Consider the following 19,285-nt stretch of genomic DNA (forward strand, 5'->3'; position numbering starts at 1 on the left):
CAACAGAAAAAATGAGGTGAAGAAAACAATGGAGTCAAAAAGTAAGGTACTGCAAAAACTGTTCCTTTCCACGCTGTATCTGAGTGCATTTACGTTCGGCGGCGGTTATGTGATTGTGACGCTGATGAAGAAGAAATTTGTGGATGAGTACCACTGGATAGAAGAGAATGAGATGCTCGATCTGGTGGCGATTGCGCAGTCATCGCCGGGGCCGATTGCGGTGAATGGGGCGATTGTTGTCGGGTATAAACTGGCGGGGATGATTGGTGTGCTGGTTTCGATTATTGGAACGATTATTCCGCCGTTTCTGATTATCTCTGTGATTTCGGTCTGCTATCAGGCGTTCCGGGATAATTTTTTCGTGAGCCAGATGCTCGAAGGAATGCAGGCAGGCGTCGGAGCCGTGATTGCATCCGTGACGTATGAGATGGGAGCCGGGGTTGTGAAAGAAAAAGATCCGCTGTCGCTGGTGATTCTTGTCTGTGCGTTTGCAGCAGCCTGTTTTTTCAAGGTCAACGTGATTTATATTGTACTGGTCTGCGGTGCCATCGGTGCGGTGCGGACGATTCTGGCGAAACGGAGGGGTGCGAAATGATTTATTTTCAGCTATTTTTAAGCTTTTTCCAGATCGGCCTGCTCAGCTTCGGCGGAGGCTATGCGGCCATGCCGCTGATTCAGGGACAAGTGGTGCAGGGACACGGCTGGCTTTCGATGTCGGAGTTTACGGATCTTATCACCATCTCTCAGATGACACCGGGGCCGATCGCAGTCAATTCGGCAACCTTCGTCGGAATTAAAATCGCAGGCATCCCAGGAGCGCTCGTGGCAACGTTTGGATGTATTCTGCCGTCGTGTATTCTCGTCACACTGCTTGCGAAGCTATATTTAAAATACCGTGAAATGGCAATGCTCCAGGGCATCCTCCGCTCCCTCCGCCCGGCGGTTGTGGCGATGATCGGTTCCGCAGGGATTTCAATTCTGGTCACGGCGTTTTGGAGCAGTGAAGGAGATACCGTGATTCGGCTGGCGCAGACGAACTGGAGTCTTGTCGTGATCTTTATCATCAGCCTCATCCTGCTGCAGAAAGGCAAAAAGAACCCAATCTTTGTGATGGTACTGGCCGGGGTGATGAAGGTGGCAGTGGCGCTGGTGGAAAAATTTGCGGCATGCTGTGGGACGATTTTTTAAATTCAAAGGTGAATGCTTTTCAGGACGTATTAAACTCAAAAATATATATCGATAAAACAGGATTGCTGGAATACACCAACAGTGTGATTGACACAACATCGAAGTTTATCTGCAACAGCCGCCCCAGAAGATTTGGAAAATCGATCACAGCGGATATGATGACTGCGTACTACAGCAGAAGTCTGGATACAGAAGAAATGTTTGAAAAGCTTAATATTGGTCAGGCGGCAAATCAGAAAATACAGGATGAATATCAAACAGCAGATTCTTAATAGGGAAGGTAAACATAGTGTTATACATTATTTTTGATTTTATAATGGCAGTAATTATGTTTATGTCACTTCCTTTTATTATTGGAATAATGGTAGATATCCGCCATCAGGGAATTGGGTGCTTTGCGGCATGGGTAATAGGGGGAGTTATGTTTATCTTATCGTTGAGGCTGTTTGATGCTCTGAAATTAAAATGTCAAAAAAAGCCAGAAAAAAGATAAAAAGGATCTTTCTTTCTAAACATGAATCGTGTATAATAAGCATTACTGTTCGGGGCCTGCCTGGAGAAATCCAGAAAGGCTCCGATTTATGTCATTTATTTTACACAGCAAGAAAAGGGGGAAACCATGCAGAAACACAGAAAATTTATTGGGGACAAACGGTTTTACCTGATGGTGCTTGGCGTTGCGATGCCGATTATGATTCAGAACGGTATCACCAACTTTGTCAGCCTTCTCGACAACATCATGGTAGGACAGGTCGGCACCGAGCAGATGTCCGGTGTTGCGATCGTCAATCAGCTTCTTTTTATCTATAACCTCTGTATCTTTGGAGGCGTGTCTGGCGCAGGAATCTTCACTGCGCAGTATTTCGGACAGGGCAACGACGAGGGTGTGCGAAACACCTTCCGCTTCAAGCTCTGGATCGGCGTGATCCTGACGGCAGCGGCAATCACTATTTTCCTTGGTGCGCACGAGCCTCTGATTCGTCTCTACCTGACAGGAGATCAGGGAAGCCAGGACATGAATGCGACATTAGCCTATGGCATTTCTTATATGAAGGTCATGCTGGTAGGACTTCCGCCGTTCCTGTTTGTGCAGCTTTATGCCAGCACGCTGCGCGAATGCGGCGAGACAATGCTTCCGATGAAGGCCGGTATTACCGCTGTCTTCGTTAATCTGGTTTTTAACTACATTTTAATCTACGGAAAATTCGGTGCACCGCAGCTCGGCGTTGTCGGCGCGGCAGCCGCAACGGTGCTGTCCCGTTACGTGGAGATGGCGATTGTGCTGATCCGCACGCATGGAAACAAAGAAAAATATCGTTTTACGAAGCATCTGTACCGCACGATCCGTGTTCCGGCGGCTTTGACGAAACAGATCCTCATCAAAGGAACACCGCTGATGCTGAACGAAACGTTCTGGGCCGGCGGCGTTGCGATCCTGATGCAGTGTTACTCCGTGCGTGGACTGAATGTCGTAGCCGCGATGAATATCTCCAACACGATCTCGAACCTGTTCAACGTCGTTTTCATCGCACTCGGCGATTCCGTTGCCATCATCGTCGGACAGCTCCTCGGAGCCGGAAGGATGGAAGAGGCAAAGGATACCGATACGAAGCTGATCACGTTTTCTGTATTACTCTGTATTGTGATCGGCGCGCTGATGGCGCTCGTGGCTCCGCTCTTCCCACGCCTCTACAACACGACGGACGAAGTACGCCACATGGCGGCAATCTTCATCGTGGAAGTGGCCATGTTCATGCCGGTCAATGCATTCCTGCATGCAAGCTACTTTACCCTGCGCTCCGGTGGAAAAACGATCATCACGTTCCTGTTCGACAGCGTATTCATCTGGGTTGTCAGTGTGCCGGTGGCCTTCTGCCTGAGCCGTTTTACCGGACTTTCGATCTACGCAATCTACTTTATGGTTATGTCGGTTGACCTGATCAAGTGCGTGATTGGATTTGTCCTTGTCAAGAAAGGAGTCTGGCTGCAGAATATTGTGGCGGAGTAAAGAAAAAAATCTGTCTGTTTTCCAGTCTGAAAAGGATGGGAGGCGGGCAGATTTTTTGCTTTATAAAAAACTTTGTTGAATTTTACTGTAAAGCAAAAAAAGCCCTCCGGGCAGGATCGGACTGCGGCTGAGAGAAAGAAAAAGAGTATTTTTGATAAAATTTCGCAAATGAAGCAGCCGTTTTTGGCGGAAAAGTAGAAATTTTTTCATTAATCAAAACACCGGTTGAAATTTAGAGAACGCTTGTTATAATAGGGGTGCAGCGAACAGACATCCCGTGTGACGCGTGAATCTCTCTTCCTATTATTAATGAGACGCAGTCACACATGAAATGGAGGAAAAAAGCGATGGATTACGCAAAAGAATCATTAAAAATGCACTATGAATTACGCGGAAAGCTTGAGGTCACTTCCCGGGCGGCCGTAGATACAAAAGATGCCTTGAGTCTTGCCTATACACCGGGTGTGGCGGCGCCGTGCCTGGAAATTCAGAAAGATGTCAACAAGAGCTACGAGCTGACCAGAAGATGGAACACGGTAGCTGTTGTTACAGATGGAACCGCAGTTCTCGGACTTGGAGATATCGGCCCGGAGGCCGGCATGCCGGTCATGGAAGGAAAATGCGTGCTGTTTAAAGAATTCGGTGGTGTCGATGCAATCCCGCTCTGCGTGCGCAGCAAGGATGTGGATGATATTGTCAATACCGTGCGTCTTCTCGCAGGAAGCTTCGGCGGTGTCAACCTGGAGGACATCTCCGCACCGAGATGTTTTGAGATCGAGAAGAAATTAAAGGAATGCTGTGATATTCCGATTTTCCACGATGATCAGCATGGAACAGCCGTGATCACACTGGCCGGTGTCATCAATGCGCTGAAACTGGTTGGAAAGAAACTGGATGAAGTCAAAATTGTTACCTCAGGAGCCGGTGCAGCCGGAATCGCCATTATCCGCCTGCTGATTTCGATGGGTCTCAAAAACGTCATCATGACAGACCGCAAAGGTGCGATTTACGAGGGACGCGACGGCCTCAACCCGATCAAAGAGGAGATGGCGAAGATCACAAACTACAACCATGAGAAGGGCACGCTTGCAGAGGTAATCAAAGGAGCCGATATTTTTATTGGCGTTTCTGCGCCGGGTACGCTCACTCCCGATATGGTACGTACGATGGCAAAAGATCCGATCATCTTTGCCTGCGCAAATCCGACGCCGGAGATTTTCCCGGACGAGGCGAAAGCAGCAGGAGCAGCCGTTGTCAGCACAGGAAGAAGCGATTACCCGAACCAGGTCAACAACGTACTCTGCTTCCCGGGCATCTTCCGCGGAGCGCTCGATGTGAGAGCATCTGATATCAACGATGAAATGAAGGTCGCAGCAGCTTACGCAATCGCAGGCCTGGTAAGCGATGAAGAGCTGAACGCAGACTACATCCTCCCGGCAGCCTTTGATCCGCGTGTCAAAGATGCGGTGGCAGCAGCCGTTGCAGAGGCAGCAAGGAAGAGCGGCGTAGCGAGAATCTAAACAGAGTTTGATATAAAAGAAAACGACAGAAAAAGGCTTCCCGGACAGCAAGAAAATCCGGGAAGCCTTTTTGCGTATCATTAAGAAATTATGAAGGAAAGCAGCAGTTACATTCAACCAGCCAGATCGTCTTCTGCCGGCAGTTCCGGTCCGGTCAGAGCGTACGGATCGAGAATGTCGTCGAGCTGTTTCTGTGTCAGCAGTTCGTCTTTCAGAACCAGAGAAGTAACACTCTCGCCCGTCTTCAGCGATTTCTTTGCAATCGAGGCCGCTTTCTGGTATCCGATATACGGGCAGAGCGCCGTTGTGATGCCGACACTCTTCGAAACGAGATCCTCGCACCGTTTCTCATTTGCGGTAATGCCGAGAATACAGTTCTTCACAAGCGTATTCACAGCGCCTGTCATCGAGGTGATGGAAGAGAACAGGGAGTAGAAGACAACCGGCTCAAACGCGTTCAACTCCATCTGGCCAGCCTCAGCCGCCATCGTGATTGTGGTGTCGTTTCCGATGACATGGAAGGCAACCTGTGTCACAACCTCCGGGATAACCGGGTTGATCTTGCCCGGCATAATCGAGGATCCGTTCTGCATCGGCGGCAGGTTGATCTCGCCGAATCCGGTCCGCGGTCCGCTGGACAGCAGGCGCAGGTCGTTGCACATCTTGGAGAGGTTGACGGCGCAGGTCTTTAACGTGTTGGAGATCGTCACAAATCCGTCGAGGTTCTCCGTCGCGTCAAACAGATCGTCCGCCTGCATCAGCGGATAGCCTGTCACAGCAGCGAGGGTCGGCACGATGTGGTGGAGATAGTAATCGGAAGCATTGATCGTCGTACCGATGGCTGTTCCGCCGAGGTTCAGGGTGAACAGCTCTTTTCTGGCGCGTTCGATCCGGCGGATATCACGCTCGATCATCGTTGCGTAAGCGTGGAAGCTCTGGCCGAGACGCATCGGAACAGCGTCCTCAAGCTGGGTTCTTCCCATCTTTAAAATGTGGTCAAATTCCTGGGACTTATCGAGCAGTGCTGCGTGGAGTGACTCGAGCGCATGCAGAAGATCCGGGAGCAGATCGAGTACGGTCAGTTTTCCTGCACTTGGGATAACGTCGTTTGTGGACTGTGCCATGTTGACGTGGTCATTCGGGTGGACAATGGTATAATCACCCTTGGTGCCGCCCAGGATTTCGATGGCGCGGTTTGCGATGACTTCGTTTGCGTTCATATTAGCACTCGTTCCGGCGCCGCCCTGGATGCCGTCAACGATGAACTGGTCTTTTAATTTGCCGGCAATGATTTCATCACAGGCATAGATAATGGCAGCCGCTTTTTCCTCCGGCAGTCTCTGTGCTTCGCGGTTGGAGATGGCAGCTGCCTTTTTAATTTTCGCCAGATTCTGGATCATGACCGGGTGGATCGGCGTTCCCGTGATGGGGAAATTCCGTTTTGCCCGCAGGGACTGTACCCCGTAGTAGGCGTCGGATGGGACTTCAAGGGAACCAATGGAATCTGCTTCAATTCTTGTCTTCATAATAATCTCCTTCTTTCTGCACGCATTGAGTTGTGTATATTGTCTGAAACAATTCTTGCTTTGCCTTTCGATACCGGAAGAATAACACCAGGGCAGAAATTTGTAAATACCGCCGCAGAAGAACTGTGGAATCTTATTTATTTTTGTATTTGATTTTAAATACCAAGGGAAAGAGGCACTTTTACTTATTTTTCGAAAGCAGTTTCCGCGAGGACACGTTTTCGTAGACAAAAAACGGCGAACGTGATATGCTGAACAGTATAAAAGTGAAAAAACAGGAGAGCAGCGTATGAAACATGAAAAAAGCAAGAACGATGCGATGCGCCATGAACTCGATCACATCGATGCAAAAATCCTGAATCTCCTTCGGGAAAACGCCAGGATGCCGCTGAAAGAAATCGCGGAACACGTATTTTTATCCTCCCCGGCAGTTTCCGCCAGAATTGAGCGGCTGGAGAAGGAAGGCTACATTACAGGATATCAGGTCAAATTAAATCCGGCGCTTTTGGGATATCCGATCAAAGCGTTCATCAACCTCGAGGTTGAGCCGGTTCAGAAAAAAGAATTTTATCCCTATATTGAAAAGGTCCACAATGTCGTGGAATGTAATTGCGTTACCGGTGATTACTCCATGCTCATTGAGGGCCTTTTTGTTAGTACCATTGAGCTCGACCAGTTTATCGGCGAGCTGCAGCATTTTGGACGGACGCGGACGCAGATCGTGTTCTCGACCTCCGTGGAGCACCGCCAGGTGACCGCACACGAGGCAGAAGAATAGGCACCGGTCCGCTCCGGCGGCTTTGTGTACCGAAAAAAATGCTTTGCAGGAGAATGCTTTTGTGTTATAGTGATAGAATACACAGAGCATTTTGCGCCCTTTTCGGGGCAGTGCTCCAAACGAAAAGATTCGAGGGAGGCCTGACCTTATTATGGAAGAAAAAGAAGTTGTTTCCAAAAATTTTATCGAGCTTGCGATTGACAAAGATCTGGCAGAGGGCGTTTACGACCATGTCTGCACACGATTCCCGCCGGAGCCAAACGGCTATCTTCATATCGGACATGCAAAATCCATCCTGTTAAACTACGGTTTATCACAGGAGTACAACGGAGAGTTCCACATGCGTTTCGATGATACAAACCCGACGAAAGAGAAAACCGAGTTTGTTGATTCCATCAAAGCCGATATCCAGTGGCTTGGTGCAGACTGGAAAGATCATCTGTACTACGCATCCGATTATTTCCCACAGATGTATGAGGCAGCCGTAAAACTGATCAAAAAAGGAAAAGCATTCGTCTGCGATCTGTCCGCAGAGGAGATCCGTGAGTACCGCGGAACCTTAACCGAGCCTGGAAAAGAGAGCCCGTACCGCAATCGTTCCGTGGAGGAAAACCTGGACCTGTTCGAGCGCATGAAAAACGGCGAATTCGAGGACGGAAGCAAAGTACTCCGTGCGAAAATCGATATGGCATCACCGAACATCAACATGAGAGACCCGGTTATCTACCGTGTAGCCCATATGCATCACCACAGAACCGGCGATACCTGGTGCATCTACCCGATGTACGACTTCGCGCATCCGATCGAGGACGCCATCGAAGGCATTACCCATTCTATCTGTACTCTGGAGTTTGAGGACCACCGTCCGCTGTACGACTGGGTTGTACGCGAGCTGGAATATCCGATGCCGCCGCGCCAGATTGAGTTTGCAAAGCTGTATCTGACCAACGTGGTTACCGGAAAACGTTACATCAAAAAGCTGGTAGAGGACGGCGTGGTAGACGGCTGGGATGACCCGCGTCTCGTATCCATCGCAGCACTCCGCCGCAGAGGCTTTACACCGGAGTCCATCAAGAAATTCGTAGATCTGTGCGGTGTATCAAAAGCAAACAGCTCCGTTGACTATGCGATGCTGGAGTACTGCATCCGCGAGGATCTGAAGCTGAAAAAAGCCCGTACCATGGCAGTCTTAAATCCGGTGAAACTTGTCATCGACAACTATCCGGAAGACCAGATTGAGATGCTGGAAGTACAGAATAACCTCGAGAATCCGGAGCTTGGCAGCCGTCAGGTACCGTTCGGAAGAGAACTGTACATCGAGCGCGAAGACTTCATGGAGGAGCCGGTCCGCAAATACTTCCGTATGTTCCCGGGCAATGAAGTCCGCCTGATGAACGCATACTTCGTCACCTGCACCGGATGCGAGAAAGACGAGAACGGAAATATTACCGTAATCCATGGAACGTACGATCCGGAGTCCAAGGGAGGAAATTCCCCGGACGGAAGAAAAGTAAAAGGAACAATCCACTGGGTAGCAGCAAAGACCGCTGTCAAAGCAGAGTGCCGTCTGTACGAAAACCTGATCGACGAGGAGAAGGGCGTTTACAACGAGGATGGTTCCATGAACCTGAATCCGAATTCCCTGACCGTATTAAAAGAGTGCTATCTGGAGCCGTCTTTAAAAGATGCGAAAGCATATGACAGCTTCCAGTTTGTCAGAAACGGATTCTTCTGTGTAGACGCAAAAGATTCCAAAGAGGATGCGCCGGTGTTCAACCGTATCGTATCCCTGAAGAGCTCTTTCAAGCTGCCGGCAGCGAAATAAATAAGAATTTTGAAATGGAACAGAGCAGCCGCCTGGATGAAACCGACATCCCAAGCGGCTGTTCTTTTTGTCAGGGAGATGGGAAGATGAATGAATTGACGATTTCGCTGGATCCGCATCGGAAGACACCGCTCTATGAGCAGATCTACGGTTTTATCCGCGAGGAAATCCGCGGCGGACGGATCCGTGCAGGGGAGCGGCTGCCGTCGGCGCGGGCGCTTTCGGGCTATCTGTCGGTGAGCCGGAGTACCGTGGATCTGGCGTATGAGCAGCTGGTATCCGAAGGGTATCTGGAGAGTGTGCCGTGCAAAGGCTACTTTGTCTGTGAGATTGAGGGGCTGTACCGCCTCGATGAAAAGAAAGAGGAGACAAAAGAGGATGATGCCGCGGAACAGATGCCGTTCCGCTACGATTTTGCCGTGACCGGTACGGCGCCGGGCGGATTTCCGCAGAACAGCTGGAAGAAGATCTCGAAAGAAGTCCTGCTGGACGCAGATGACAGCCTGTTCCAGCTCGGGGATGCGAAGGGCGAGTACGGTCTTCGGGAGGCAATCCGCGACTATCTGCACCACGCACGCGGCGTGAACTGCCGCACGGAGCAGATCATCGTCGGAGCGGGAAATGATTATCTGCTGATGCTGCTTTCGGTGATCTTAGGGCGTGGCCATAAAGTGGCGATGGAAAATCCGACCTACATCAGTGCCTACCGCTGTTTTGCGAAGCTTGGCTATGCGATGTGTACGATTTCGATGGACGAAGCGGGCATGCGGCCGGCGGAGCTGGAAAAAAGCGGGGCGGATCTGGCGTACATCATGCCGTCGCACCAGTTCCCGATGGGCATGGTCATGCCGATGAAGCGGCGGATGCAGCTCCTTGCGTGGGCATCGAGGGAAAATGGGCGGTATCTGATTGAGGATGATTACGACAGTGAATTCCGCTACAAGGGCCGCCCGATCCCGGCACTGCAGGGCAATGACACAGAGGGAAAAGTGATCTATCTTGGAACGTTTTCGCGGGCGATTGCGCCGTCCATCCGCATCAGCTACATGGTGCTGCCGGAGACGCTGCTGCCTGCCTACGAGGAGAACGGAAGATGCTTTTCCGCGACAGTTTCGAAGACGGACCAGAAGATTCTGGAAGAGTTTATGCGGAGCGGCGCGTTCGAGCGCCATCTGAACCGGATGCGTGCACAGTATAAAGGGAAACACGACCTGCTGATCCGGCTTCTGAAGGAGTTTGGGCGGGAGTACACGGTGTCCGGCGAGAATGCGGGCGTCCATGTGCTGGTCCACCTGCCGAGAGGACTCTCCGAAGCGGAGGCGGTGCAGCGGGCAAAAGAGGATGGTGTGCGCGTGTACGGGCTGGAACGGTACTGCATCGGCGCTGCCGCAGATCCCGCACAGGGCGGCACAGTGCTGCTTGGGTACGCCGGGCTTTCTGAGGAGGAGATTGCAGAGGCAGCTGCGATTCTGAAAAAGTGCTGGAATGCGTGAAAAAAGATATGAAAAAAACGGATTGCTTCGCCAGTAACAAAAACTGACGGAACAATCCGTTTTTACTGTTTGATAGAGAGTTACAATGCGGACAGGATCAGCAGCCCAGCTCTTCGGTCAGCTCGCAGATCTCATCGATGATCGATCCAATCGTCTCGATCGTATCGAGAAGCGGTGCATCCGTCGAGATATCAACGCCGGCCATTTTTGCCAGCTCTTCCGGTGTTTTCGTGCTTCCGGCGGTCAGTACCTTTTTCCAGTCATCGACAGCGGTCTGGCCTTCGGTTTCGATGCGCCTGCAGACCTGTGTGGCAACGGTCAGTCCGGCGCTGTAGGTGTAGGAGTAAAGTCCCATATAGTAATGCGGCTGGCGCATCCAGGTGAGCGCTGCGTCATCGGAAATTTCCACATCATCGCCCCAGAACTTCTGCAGGGTCTCTTTCATAATGCTGCTTAACGTCTCAGCCTGTACGCTGTCGCCGGCATCGATGAGCTTGTAAACCTCGCGCTGGTAAGCAGCCTCCATCAGATGGGTGACGAAGTTATGATAATATGTGTTGCTGATCATACAGCTTAAAACCCAGCGGCGGAACCGTTTGTCCGGGGTCGTTTTCAGCAGATAATGAGCCATAAGAAGCTCGTTCATGGTAGACGGCGCCTCGACAAAATAAGAGGAAACCTCGGTATCGAGAATCGCCTGTGCGCCGTTGCAGAGACGGAAATGGCCGGCGTGGCCGAGTTCATGCGCCAGCGTGAAAACATCTGCCATGCGGTTATTCCAGCTTAAGAGAATAAAGGAACCTTTTCCGTACGGGCTGGCACAGAAGCCGCCGGTGGATTTTCCCTGGTTCTGTGCAAAGTCAACCCAGCGTTTTTTGTAGGCCTCCTGAATCATGGAAACGTAATCATCACCGAGAATGGCAAGACCTTTTTCGATGTACTGTTTTGATTCCTCGATCGTGACAGACGGATCGTACTCCGGGTCGACGGCGATTTTCAGATCGGCGAAGGTCATGCGGTCAAGGTTGTGGACCTTTTTCAGCAGGCGGGCATATTTGCGCATATGCGGAGCCAGGCGGGTGGTGATGAGATCGATCTGGCGGTTGTACAGCTCACGGCTGACCTGCTGCGGGAACAGCAGAGAATCGATGACGGAATCGAAGCCGCGCAGCGTGGCCATGGTCTTTTCTGTCTGCAGCTGGGCATTGTAAGCAGCTGCCGTTACATTTTCGTACTGTCTGATTTTTGCAGAAAAGGCGGAGAATGCACTGCGGCGGATATCGGTGTCTTTTTCGTACTCGTAATTATCCTCAAACAGGGAGTAGCCGAGCGGATATTCTTTTCCGTTTACGGTGAAAGAATCAAATTTCATATCGGCAAGCTTTGCCATGTTGTAGATCTGGTACGGAGCCGAGAAGGTCTGGGACAGAGCGGAAATGGCACGCTCGGTTTCCGGGCTCAGGCGGTGTGCCTTGTTGCGGAGAATCTCGGCGAGATAGCAGCGGTTCGTATCTGACTGCTGCATGGCCTCGTTCAAAACATCCTCGGACTGTTCGGAAAGCTCGCTCTCGATAAAGGTGAGACGGCTGAAAATCTCAGAGATCAGGCTGTTGATGCGGTCGTTGCGCGTCTGGTTTGCACTGTTGTAATAGTCGACAGAAACGGCGAGATCGCAGTAGTTGGCGGTCAGTGTGATCAGACGGTAGACCTCCTGGTAATCGTCGAGGCAGTGGTTGATCGTGGCTGCATCGGTGAGGTTTCCTTTGTAGGATGCTTCCATAGAAAGACTTAATTCTTTCATTTTCTGCGCATCAGCCAGCATGGCCTCCTCGGTTGGATAAATTAAAGACAGGTCCCAGGTAAGTTCTACAGGAACGTCATCGCGTTTTGCAAGTTCCATAACAATCTCCTTTCCATAAAAAAGGGGAGGTTTCCCTCCCCAGGAATTACTTCCTTATGTTTCTATATTCTGTTTTTGGGTTTTATTCTGCGGTTACTTCGCTTTCTTCCTGCGGAGAAACTTCACGATCCGCACAGCTTTCTTTTTCAGCGTCTTCTTCTTCGGACTCTGCGGTTTCGCTTTCAGCTTCTGTATCAGCTGTTTCGGAACCTTTATTGCAAGCTGCAGATTCCGGATCCGGTGCAGCATCCTCCGCACCTTTCGTTTTCGGAAGGGTCGTATAAGTACGTTCAGCAGGAGCAGGCTCTTCCTCTTCAAATTCGTCTTTAAAATCGTCAAAATCTGTTTCAAGATCTGCTTTTCCTTTCCGGATAAAATAGACTGCCGCACCGCAGGCTGCGCCGACAGCGGCAGAAGCCAGAGTAAGCAGAATACGTTTTGATTTTCGTGACATCTCGATTCAAGTCTCCTTTCAAATGCCGTCCTTTGAAACTATTGTAATACAGTTTCAACAAAAAAGAAAGTAAAATCTTACAGAATTCGGAAAAAGTGCCAAAGAAAACAAGAAAAAGAAGGTTTCCTGACACAGAAACAGAATCAGGCAAGGATAAACTTACGAAGAATCTCCGCCACGCCGCTGTGATTGCAGTCGTTTTCCGTGATATAATCGGCACTCGCCTTTACGGCATCGGTCGCATTTTTCATGGCGGCACCGACGGCAGCGGCCTCGATCATCGAAATATCATTTTCCTGATCTCCGGCAGCCACGGTGTTGGCAAGCGGAATCTGAAGAAGCTCGCAGAGTTTTTTCACGGCATGGCCCTTGGAAACGTGTTCCGGGACATGCTCGAGGTAATGCGGGCTGGAGTAGAACATCGAAATTTTTCCTTTTGCCCACGGCTCCATGGCAGCGCGGTAAGCGTCCATTTTTGCACGGTCGTGGAGATCAATCACGATCATCTTGCATGGTTCCTCGGCGAGGTGCTCCGGCAGAAGCGGATCTTCCACGACGGGAATGTGGATTGCCTGTGTGTAAACGCGCGTTTCCTCGCCTGCATGGCGGCAGAGAAGGGAGGTGTCGGAGTAGGTGTGGCAGTAGAGGCCTGCCTCCTGCGTTTTTTCAAAGATCACGCGTGCATATTCGAGCGGAATCGTGCGGCGGTACAGCGTTTTCTTTGCCGCGCAGTCGTAAATCAGTCCGCCGTTGAATGCGATGGCATAGCAGCCTTCGCGGTCGAGTCCGAGCTCTTTTAAGATCGGCAGAAAGCCGGAGAGCGGTCGGCCGGTGTTGAACACAATTTTGTGGCCGGCAGCAAGTGCCTCTGAAATGGCATCCATGTTTTCTTTTGTCACCTGCTTTTCGGAATTCAGCAGGGTATCATCCATATCGGTAAAAAATATTTTCACAGTCTGATTCATATTCTCTTTTTTTCCTTTCCAAGAATCTGAAAAACAGTTTCATTTTAGCATAAAGTGCCGGAAAAGAAAATATGGTTGCGCAGGGAAAAAATACAGGATATAATGATTGCGGACAAGAAGAGAGAAGAAAGAAAATCGAAGAACAAAAGAGACAAAGAAGGGAAGTCAGAATATGATAAAAGCTTGTATCTTTGACCTGGACGGCACCATCGCAGACACTGTAGAGTCGATTGCGCACGCAGTCAACCGCGTTCTGGAACATTTTGGACTTGTGCCGCGCCCGGTAGAAGCCTTCAACTTTTACGCCGGAGACGGTTTCGATCTGGCAGTGGAGCGCGCTTTAAAAGACGCCGGAGATGCAGAGCTCAACTATCTGCAGGAGGGCATCCGCCTTGGCCGCGCGTGGTTCAACGAGGACCCGCTGTATCACGTAAAACCGTATCCTAATATGCGGGAAACCCTGACCGCGCTGCGGGAAGAAGTTCCGATTGCCGTATGTTCCAACAAGCCGCACGAGGCGGCCATCCACGTCGTGGAGAGCGTGTACGGACCGGGCTTTTTCAACCGGATTCAGGGGCAGACCGCAGAAATCCCGAGAAAGCCGTCTCCGATCGGTGCGCTCGCGATTGCAGACGGACTCGGCGCCAGACCGGAAGAGTGCCTGTACTTTGGCGATACCAATACGGATATGCAGACCGGAAACGCCGCAGGCATGTTTACCGTTGGTGTGACGTGGGGATTCCGCCCGCGCCAGGAGCTGATCGACAACCATGCGATGGAGCTGCTCGACCGGCCGGAGGAAATCTTAACGCTTTTTCACAGAAAGAATCAGGAAAAATAAAACGAACAGAGGAGAAAACCAGAATGGGAGAATATACTGAAGAATGCATCAACACATTTTTAATGAATCAGGGCCAGTTATTCGACGAGCCGGTGGCTGAAAATTACGATGAGGCAGAGGCCTTTCTGGAGGACTGCCTTGCAGTCGTTGCCGACAATCTGGACGACGTGCGCGCCTACATGGAAGAAGAGGGCATGGACGTGGAAGAAATGTCGGATGCAGAATTAGAAGAGCAGAGCGAAGTCTTTGCCCTGCCGGACGGTCAGTATCTGATCGTGATGGGATAAAAAACAAGAGGAAATTAAAAAAGAATGAAATATGATGTCATTATTATCGGCGCAGGCCCGTCAGGTATTTTCTGTGCCTATGAACTGCTGAAAGAAAAACCGGATCTGAAGGTGCTGATGATCGAAAAAGGACGTTCGATCGAGAGCCGTCAGTGTCCAAAGAGAAAAACGAAAAAATGCGTGAACTGCAAACCGTGCTCGATCACAACGGGATTTGCCGGAGCAGGCGCATTCTCCGACGGAAAGCTTTCTCTTTCCCCGGATGTCGGTGGAAATCTGCCGGAGATTTTAGGATATGAAAAGACGGTTGAGCTGATCCATGAGTCCGACCAGATCTATCTGGATTTCGGCGCAGACAAGAATGTTTACGGTGTCGATAAAGAAAAAGAGATCCGTGAGATCCGCCGCAGAGCGATCAACGCCAACCTGAAGCTGATCGAATGTCCAATCCGCCATCTCGGAACTGAGGAGGGCTACAAGATTTACAGCCGCCTCGAGGATCACTTAAAAGAGGTCGGCGTGGAAATGAAATTCAACACGATGGTCAATGATATTACGATCGAGGACGGCCGTGCGACAGCTGTAACACTTGAGGACGGAACGGTTTACGAGGCAGATGAGATTGTCTCCGCAGTAGGCCGCGAGGGAGCCGACTGGTTCTCACATATCTGCAACGGCCACGGCATCGAGACCGAGGTCGGAACCGTCGATATCGGTGTCCGCGTGGAAGTCCGCGACGAGGTCATGGAGTTCCTGAACAAGAACCTGTACGAGGCAAAACTTGTTTACTATACCCCGACTTTTGACGACAAAGTGCGTACCTTCTGTACGAACCCGTCCGGTGAGGTGGCAACTGAGTATTATGAAAACGGTCTGGCAGTTGTAAACGGTCACGCCTACAAATCCCAGGAGTTCAAGACAAACAACACGAACTTTGCCCTCCTGGTATCCAAGAACTTTACGAAACCATTTAAAACCCCGATCGAGTACGGCAAACAGATCGCACAGCTTTCCAACATGCTCTGCGACGGCAAGATCCTCGTTCAGACGTACGGCGATTTCAAACGCGGAAGAAGAACGACAGAAGAGCGTCTCTGCCGCAATAACCTGATCCCGACCTTAAAAGATGCCGTTCCGGGCGACCTTTCCCTGGTATTCCCGCACCGTATCATGGTCGACATTGCCGAGATGATCGAAGCCCTCGACAAAGTAACACCGGGTATCGCCAGCGATGAGACACTGCTGTACGGCGTAGAAGTCAAATTCTATTCCAACAAAGTTGTCGTAGACAAAGACTTCTGCACCAGCGTCAAAGGCCTCCGCGCCATCGGCGACGGCGCATCCGTAACCCGCGGCCTCCAGCAGGCAAGCGCAAACGGACTGTCGGTTGCGAGAAGCATTCTGAAAAGCATGAAATAAGAGAGAACGAAAAAAGATCCTTCGTCTGTGAAATGAGACGGAGGATCTTTTTTGGTGCCGGAAAGAGGGGTGTTTCAGATTATATGCCGTACAGCTTCCGGAACTGCTTCGGTGTTGTCCCGGTCTGCTGGCGGAAAACCGAGATAAAGTAGCTGACATCGCGGTAGCCGCAGAGGGCGGCGATGCCGTCGAGCGTAGTGTAGGGACGGCTGATGAGAAGCTCCTTGGCGCGGCTGATGCGCAGAACGCTGATGTACGAGCGGACAGAACTGCCGACAAAACGCTGGAACAGGCGTGTCAGATACTGCGGCGTGATATGGAGCTGTTCCGCGAGATCATCCACATTGAGCGGGTCGGAAAGATGACTTTCGATTTCCTGCATTGCCGGGCGGACATACTGGAGATACAGCGGATGCTCCGTCCGGGAAAGGCCGGTGCGGAGCTGGGAAAGGCGTGTCAGGAACTCAAAGCATCCGACGGAGAGCGCAGCATCGTCGATGTCATTTTTCAGAAAGTGTGAGTCGATTATGCGGTCAATCCATTCCTGAAACCACGCGCCCTCTGAGGCCGGAACGAAAAGATACGGCGAGACGGCACAGATTTTATAGAGATCATCGGAGAGCTTTCCGTCAAAGGTCAGAAAGGATGTAAACCACATCCCGCTGCCGTCGTTTTCGCGGTATTCATGCGGCACATGCGGAGCAATCAGAACACCGTCACCTGGTTTCAGCAAAAGTTCCTGACCTTTGAGGGTCAGCAGCCCTTCGCCGCGTTCCGTCTGGATCCAGTGATATAAGGGGAATCCGTTCGGGCGCACAACGGGCTCCTGCAGCCAGCGGTTGCCGATGCTGTCAGCGGAGAGGGAAAAATCAGAGGCGGATGGTTTAAAGAAAATAGGCATAACAGTCAGTTCCTTTCTGAAAGAAAAGTCTAAAATAAGATTCCGGAATGAGTTTCGAAAATTCATACTTTTTAGACAAGCATATCATACTTTTCTCACAAAGACCAGTATATAATAGAGCCATCAAAACGAGATATCCAAACACAGGAGGAATCAAAAAAATGCAGCCAAAATTCAAAAAAATGTTATACGGAGGAGACTACAACCCAAACCAGTGGCCAAAAGAGATCTGGGATGAGGATATGAAACTTTTCCATCAGGCCGGCATCAACAGCACCACGATCAACGTATTTTCCTGGGCAAAAATCCAGCCGTCCGAGAATGAGTACGACTTTACAGAGCTCGATGAGATCGTAGACACCCTGACAAAAGAGGACGTCCAGATCGTCATGGCAACATCCACCGGCGCACTCCCGGCATGGATGGTACACCGTTATCCGGAAGTGGCAAGAACCGATTTCGAAGGACGCCATCACAAATTCGGTCATCGCCACAATGCCTGCCCGAACAGCCCGGTTTTCCAGAAATATGCAAAACGCCTGGCAGAAAAACTGGCAGAGCGTTACGGCGACAACAAAAATATCGTCTGCTGGCACATCAGCAATGAGTACGGCGGCGAGTGCTACTGCGAGAACTGTGCAAAAGCGTTCCGCGTATGGCTGAAAGACAAATACAAAACACTCGATGAAGTCAACAAGGCATGGAACATGGAGTTCTGGGGCCACACCATCTACGACTGGGACGAGATTGTACCGCCGAACGATCTGGGAGACGGAATGCCATGGGGAAGCGGCACTGCATTTGCAGGAATGTCCCTCGACTACATGCGTTTCAACTCCGACGGCATGCTGAACAACTACAAAATGGAGCGTGACGCGATCCGCAAATACGACAAAGAAACACCGATCACCACAAACCTGATGGGAACGTACAAAGGTCTCGACTACTTCAAGTGGGCAAAAGAAATGGATATCGTATCCTGGGACAACTACCCGAGCTACAATACACCATGGAGCCACGTAGCTATGACCCACGACCTGATGCGCGGCCTCAAAGACGCACCGTTCATGCTGATGGAGCAGACTCCGAGCCAGCAGAACTGGCAGCCGTACAACTCCTTAAAGAAACCGGGCCAGATGCGCGCACAGAGCTATCAGACCGTTGCACACGGCGCAGACACGATTCAGTTCTTCCAGCTGAGAAGAAGCGTCGGCGGATGCGAGAAATTCCATGGTGCTGTTATCGCACACGCAGGAACCGCAGATACCCGTGTCTTTTGTGAGGTAACCCAGCTCGGAAAAGAACTGGAGAAAATCGGAAGCCGTGTGATGGGCTCCGAGAACCACGCAAAAGTCGGCATCATCTTCGACTGGGAAAACTACTGGGCACTGGAGTACACCAGCGGACCGAACCGCGATTTACGTTACGTAGACCAGATCGAGCAGATGTACAATTACTTCTATAACAAGAACATCGCTGTCGATATGATCCCGATCGACGCGGACTTCTCCAAATATGACCTCGTTGCAGCACCGGTTCTCTACATGGTAAAAGACGGTGTGGCAGAGAGCCTGGAGGCTTATGTACAGGCAGGCGGAACTCTCATCACCACCTACATGAGCGGTATCGTCGGACAGTCGGACAACGTTCATCTCGGCGGATACCCGGGACCGCTCAGAAAAATGGCAGGCGTATGGGTAGAAGAGATCGACGCTCTTGCACCGGAGCAGAGAAACAAGATCCGTTTCGCAGACGGAACCGAGGAAGAGTGCCGTCTCGTATGCGACCTGATGCACCTCGAAGGAGCTGAAGAAATCGCACAGTATGAGAGCGATTTCTATGCAGGCATGACTGCTGTTGCAAAAAATCAGTTCGGAAAAGGAACCGTATATTATGTCGGAACCGACCTTTCTGAGAGCGGCCTTGCAAAAGTTCTTGCTATGGCAGCAGACGGCGCAGCCATCCAGCCGGTGATTGGAGAAGCAACAGCACTCGAGATCACAAAACGCCAGGCAGACGGCGAGGATCTGTACTTTATCATCAACTTCAAAGATGAGGAGATTCCGCTTCCGGCAGTCTTCGACGGAAAAGAAGATATCCTGACCGGCGAGAAAGTACAGGGCGGCGAGATGCTGAAGAAATACGATCTGCGGATTGTCAGCGTTCCGAGAGCATAATAT

The 19,285-nt window shown here is 50.8% G+C and carries 18 protein-coding genes; 13 read left to right on the forward strand and 5 right to left on the reverse strand.

What is annotated here, in order from left to right:
- The first annotated feature begins 28 nt into the window (after positions 1-28).
- The 6 genes from DWX00_RS14320 to DWX00_RS14345 all read left to right on the forward strand — a co-directional run bounded on the left by DWX00_RS14320 (position 29) and on the right by DWX00_RS14345 (position 4,716).
- Entirely contained in the window at positions 29-595 is a 567-nt protein-coding gene (locus DWX00_RS14320; protein ID WP_022463073.1) for a chromate transporter, read from the forward strand.
- Positions 592-1,188: a chromate transporter gene (locus DWX00_RS14325; protein ID WP_117760566.1), complete on the forward strand. Its 597-nt coding sequence runs from the start codon at positions 592-594 to the stop codon at positions 1,186-1,188. Before DWX00_RS14320 ends, DWX00_RS14325 begins: the two co-directional genes overlap by 4 nt.
- Positions 1,167-1,460 carry an AAA family ATPase gene (locus DWX00_RS14330; protein WP_117760565.1) on the forward strand — a complete coding sequence of 98 codons (294 nt, stop codon included), beginning with the start codon at positions 1,167-1,169 and terminating at the stop codon, positions 1,458-1,460. The genes DWX00_RS14325 and DWX00_RS14330 overlap by 22 nt, the downstream gene beginning before the upstream one ends.
- Before the next feature lie 17 nt (positions 1,461-1,477).
- Complete coding sequence (locus tag DWX00_RS14335) at positions 1,478-1,681, forward strand: hypothetical protein (RefSeq protein WP_118595588.1); 204 nt, start codon at positions 1,478-1,480, stop codon at positions 1,679-1,681.
- A 126-nt stretch (positions 1,682-1,807) separates the two neighbouring features.
- Positions 1,808-3,196: an MATE family efflux transporter gene (locus DWX00_RS14340; RefSeq protein ID WP_118595589.1), complete on the forward strand. Its 1,389-nt coding sequence runs from the start codon at positions 1,808-1,810 to the stop codon at positions 3,194-3,196.
- A gap of 347 nt (positions 3,197-3,543) precedes the next feature.
- Positions 3,544-4,716 carry an NAD(P)-dependent malic enzyme gene (locus tag DWX00_RS14345; protein ID WP_055267479.1) on the forward strand — a complete coding sequence of 391 codons (1,173 nt, stop codon included), beginning with the start codon at positions 3,544-3,546 and terminating at the stop codon, positions 4,714-4,716.
- Between the two features lie 113 nt (positions 4,717-4,829).
- Here the strand turns inward: DWX00_RS14345 and DWX00_RS14350 are convergent, their stop codons facing one another.
- Complete coding sequence (locus DWX00_RS14350) at positions 4,830-6,242, reverse strand: aspartate ammonia-lyase (RefSeq protein ID WP_055221302.1); 1,413 nt, start codon at positions 6,240-6,242, stop codon at positions 4,830-4,832.
- A 289-nt stretch (positions 6,243-6,531) separates the two neighbouring features.
- Here DWX00_RS14350 and DWX00_RS14355 point away from each other — a divergent pair, with 289 nt between their 5' ends.
- The 3 genes from DWX00_RS14355 to pdxR all read left to right on the forward strand — a co-directional run bounded on the left by DWX00_RS14355 (position 6,532) and on the right by pdxR (position 10,338).
- Positions 6,532-7,020: an Lrp/AsnC family transcriptional regulator gene (locus tag DWX00_RS14355; protein WP_022463079.1), complete on the forward strand. Its 489-nt coding sequence runs from the start codon at positions 6,532-6,534 to the stop codon at positions 7,018-7,020.
- A gap of 151 nt (positions 7,021-7,171) precedes the next feature.
- Positions 7,172-8,845, forward strand: a complete 1,674-nt coding sequence (locus DWX00_RS14360; protein WP_118595590.1) for a glutamine--tRNA ligase/YqeY domain fusion protein — start codon at positions 7,172-7,174, stop codon at positions 8,843-8,845.
- Between the two features lie 86 nt (positions 8,846-8,931).
- Positions 8,932-10,338: a MocR-like pyridoxine biosynthesis transcription factor PdxR gene (gene pdxR, locus DWX00_RS14365; RefSeq protein WP_118595626.1), complete on the forward strand. Its 1,407-nt coding sequence runs from the start codon at positions 8,932-8,934 to the stop codon at positions 10,336-10,338.
- 97 nt (positions 10,339-10,435) lie between these two features.
- On the opposite strand, the gene pepF is transcribed toward pdxR, so the two are convergent.
- The 3 genes from pepF to DWX00_RS14380 form a co-directional block, all read right to left on the reverse strand.
- A complete protein-coding gene (gene pepF, locus DWX00_RS14370; RefSeq protein ID WP_199669513.1) occupies positions 10,436-12,238 on the reverse strand; it encodes an oligoendopeptidase F in 1,803 nt (600 codons plus the stop codon).
- A gap of 82 nt (positions 12,239-12,320) precedes the next feature.
- Entirely contained in the window at positions 12,321-12,692 is a 372-nt protein-coding gene (locus tag DWX00_RS14375) for a hypothetical protein (RefSeq protein WP_117509744.1), read from the reverse strand.
- 143 nt (positions 12,693-12,835) lie between these two features.
- Positions 12,836-13,657, reverse strand: coding sequence for a Cof-type HAD-IIB family hydrolase (locus DWX00_RS14380; protein WP_055267485.1), 822 nt, complete (start codon positions 13,655-13,657; stop codon positions 12,836-12,838).
- A 172-nt stretch (positions 13,658-13,829) separates the two neighbouring features.
- Here DWX00_RS14380 and DWX00_RS14385 point away from each other — a divergent pair, with 172 nt between their 5' ends.
- The 3 genes from DWX00_RS14385 to DWX00_RS14395 are packed head-to-tail and all read left to right on the forward strand — an operon-like array spanning position 13,830 to position 16,204.
- Positions 13,830-14,498 carry an HAD family hydrolase gene (locus DWX00_RS14385; protein ID WP_118595627.1) on the forward strand — a complete coding sequence of 223 codons (669 nt, stop codon included), beginning with the start codon at positions 13,830-13,832 and terminating at the stop codon, positions 14,496-14,498.
- Between the two features lie 23 nt (positions 14,499-14,521).
- Positions 14,522-14,785 carry a hypothetical protein gene (locus DWX00_RS14390; RefSeq protein ID WP_055221292.1) on the forward strand — a complete coding sequence of 88 codons (264 nt, stop codon included), beginning with the start codon at positions 14,522-14,524 and terminating at the stop codon, positions 14,783-14,785.
- Positions 14,786-14,809: 24 nt separating this feature from the next.
- On the forward strand, positions 14,810-16,204 hold the full coding sequence (locus tag DWX00_RS14395; protein WP_118595592.1) for an NAD(P)/FAD-dependent oxidoreductase: 1,395 nt from the start codon (positions 14,810-14,812) through the stop codon (positions 16,202-16,204).
- A 79-nt stretch (positions 16,205-16,283) separates the two neighbouring features.
- Here DWX00_RS14395 and DWX00_RS14400 read toward each other — a convergent pair whose 3' ends face one another.
- Positions 16,284-17,105 (reverse strand): AraC family transcriptional regulator, encoded by an 822-nt coding sequence (locus DWX00_RS14400; RefSeq protein WP_118595593.1) that lies wholly within the window; start codon positions 17,103-17,105, stop codon positions 16,284-16,286.
- Positions 17,106-17,266: 161 nt separating this feature from the next.
- Here DWX00_RS14400 and DWX00_RS14405 point away from each other — a divergent pair, with 161 nt between their 5' ends.
- A complete protein-coding gene (locus DWX00_RS14405) occupies positions 17,267-19,282 on the forward strand; it encodes a beta-galactosidase (protein ID WP_118595594.1) in 2,016 nt (671 codons plus the stop codon).
- Positions 19,283-19,285: the final 3 nt, after the last annotated feature.

Origin of the sequence: Blautia sp. AF17-9LB, from assembly GCF_003479185.1 — a bacterium.
GTDB classification, from domain to species: Bacteria; Bacillota; Clostridia; order Lachnospirales; family Lachnospiraceae; genus Fusicatenibacter; species Fusicatenibacter saccharivorans.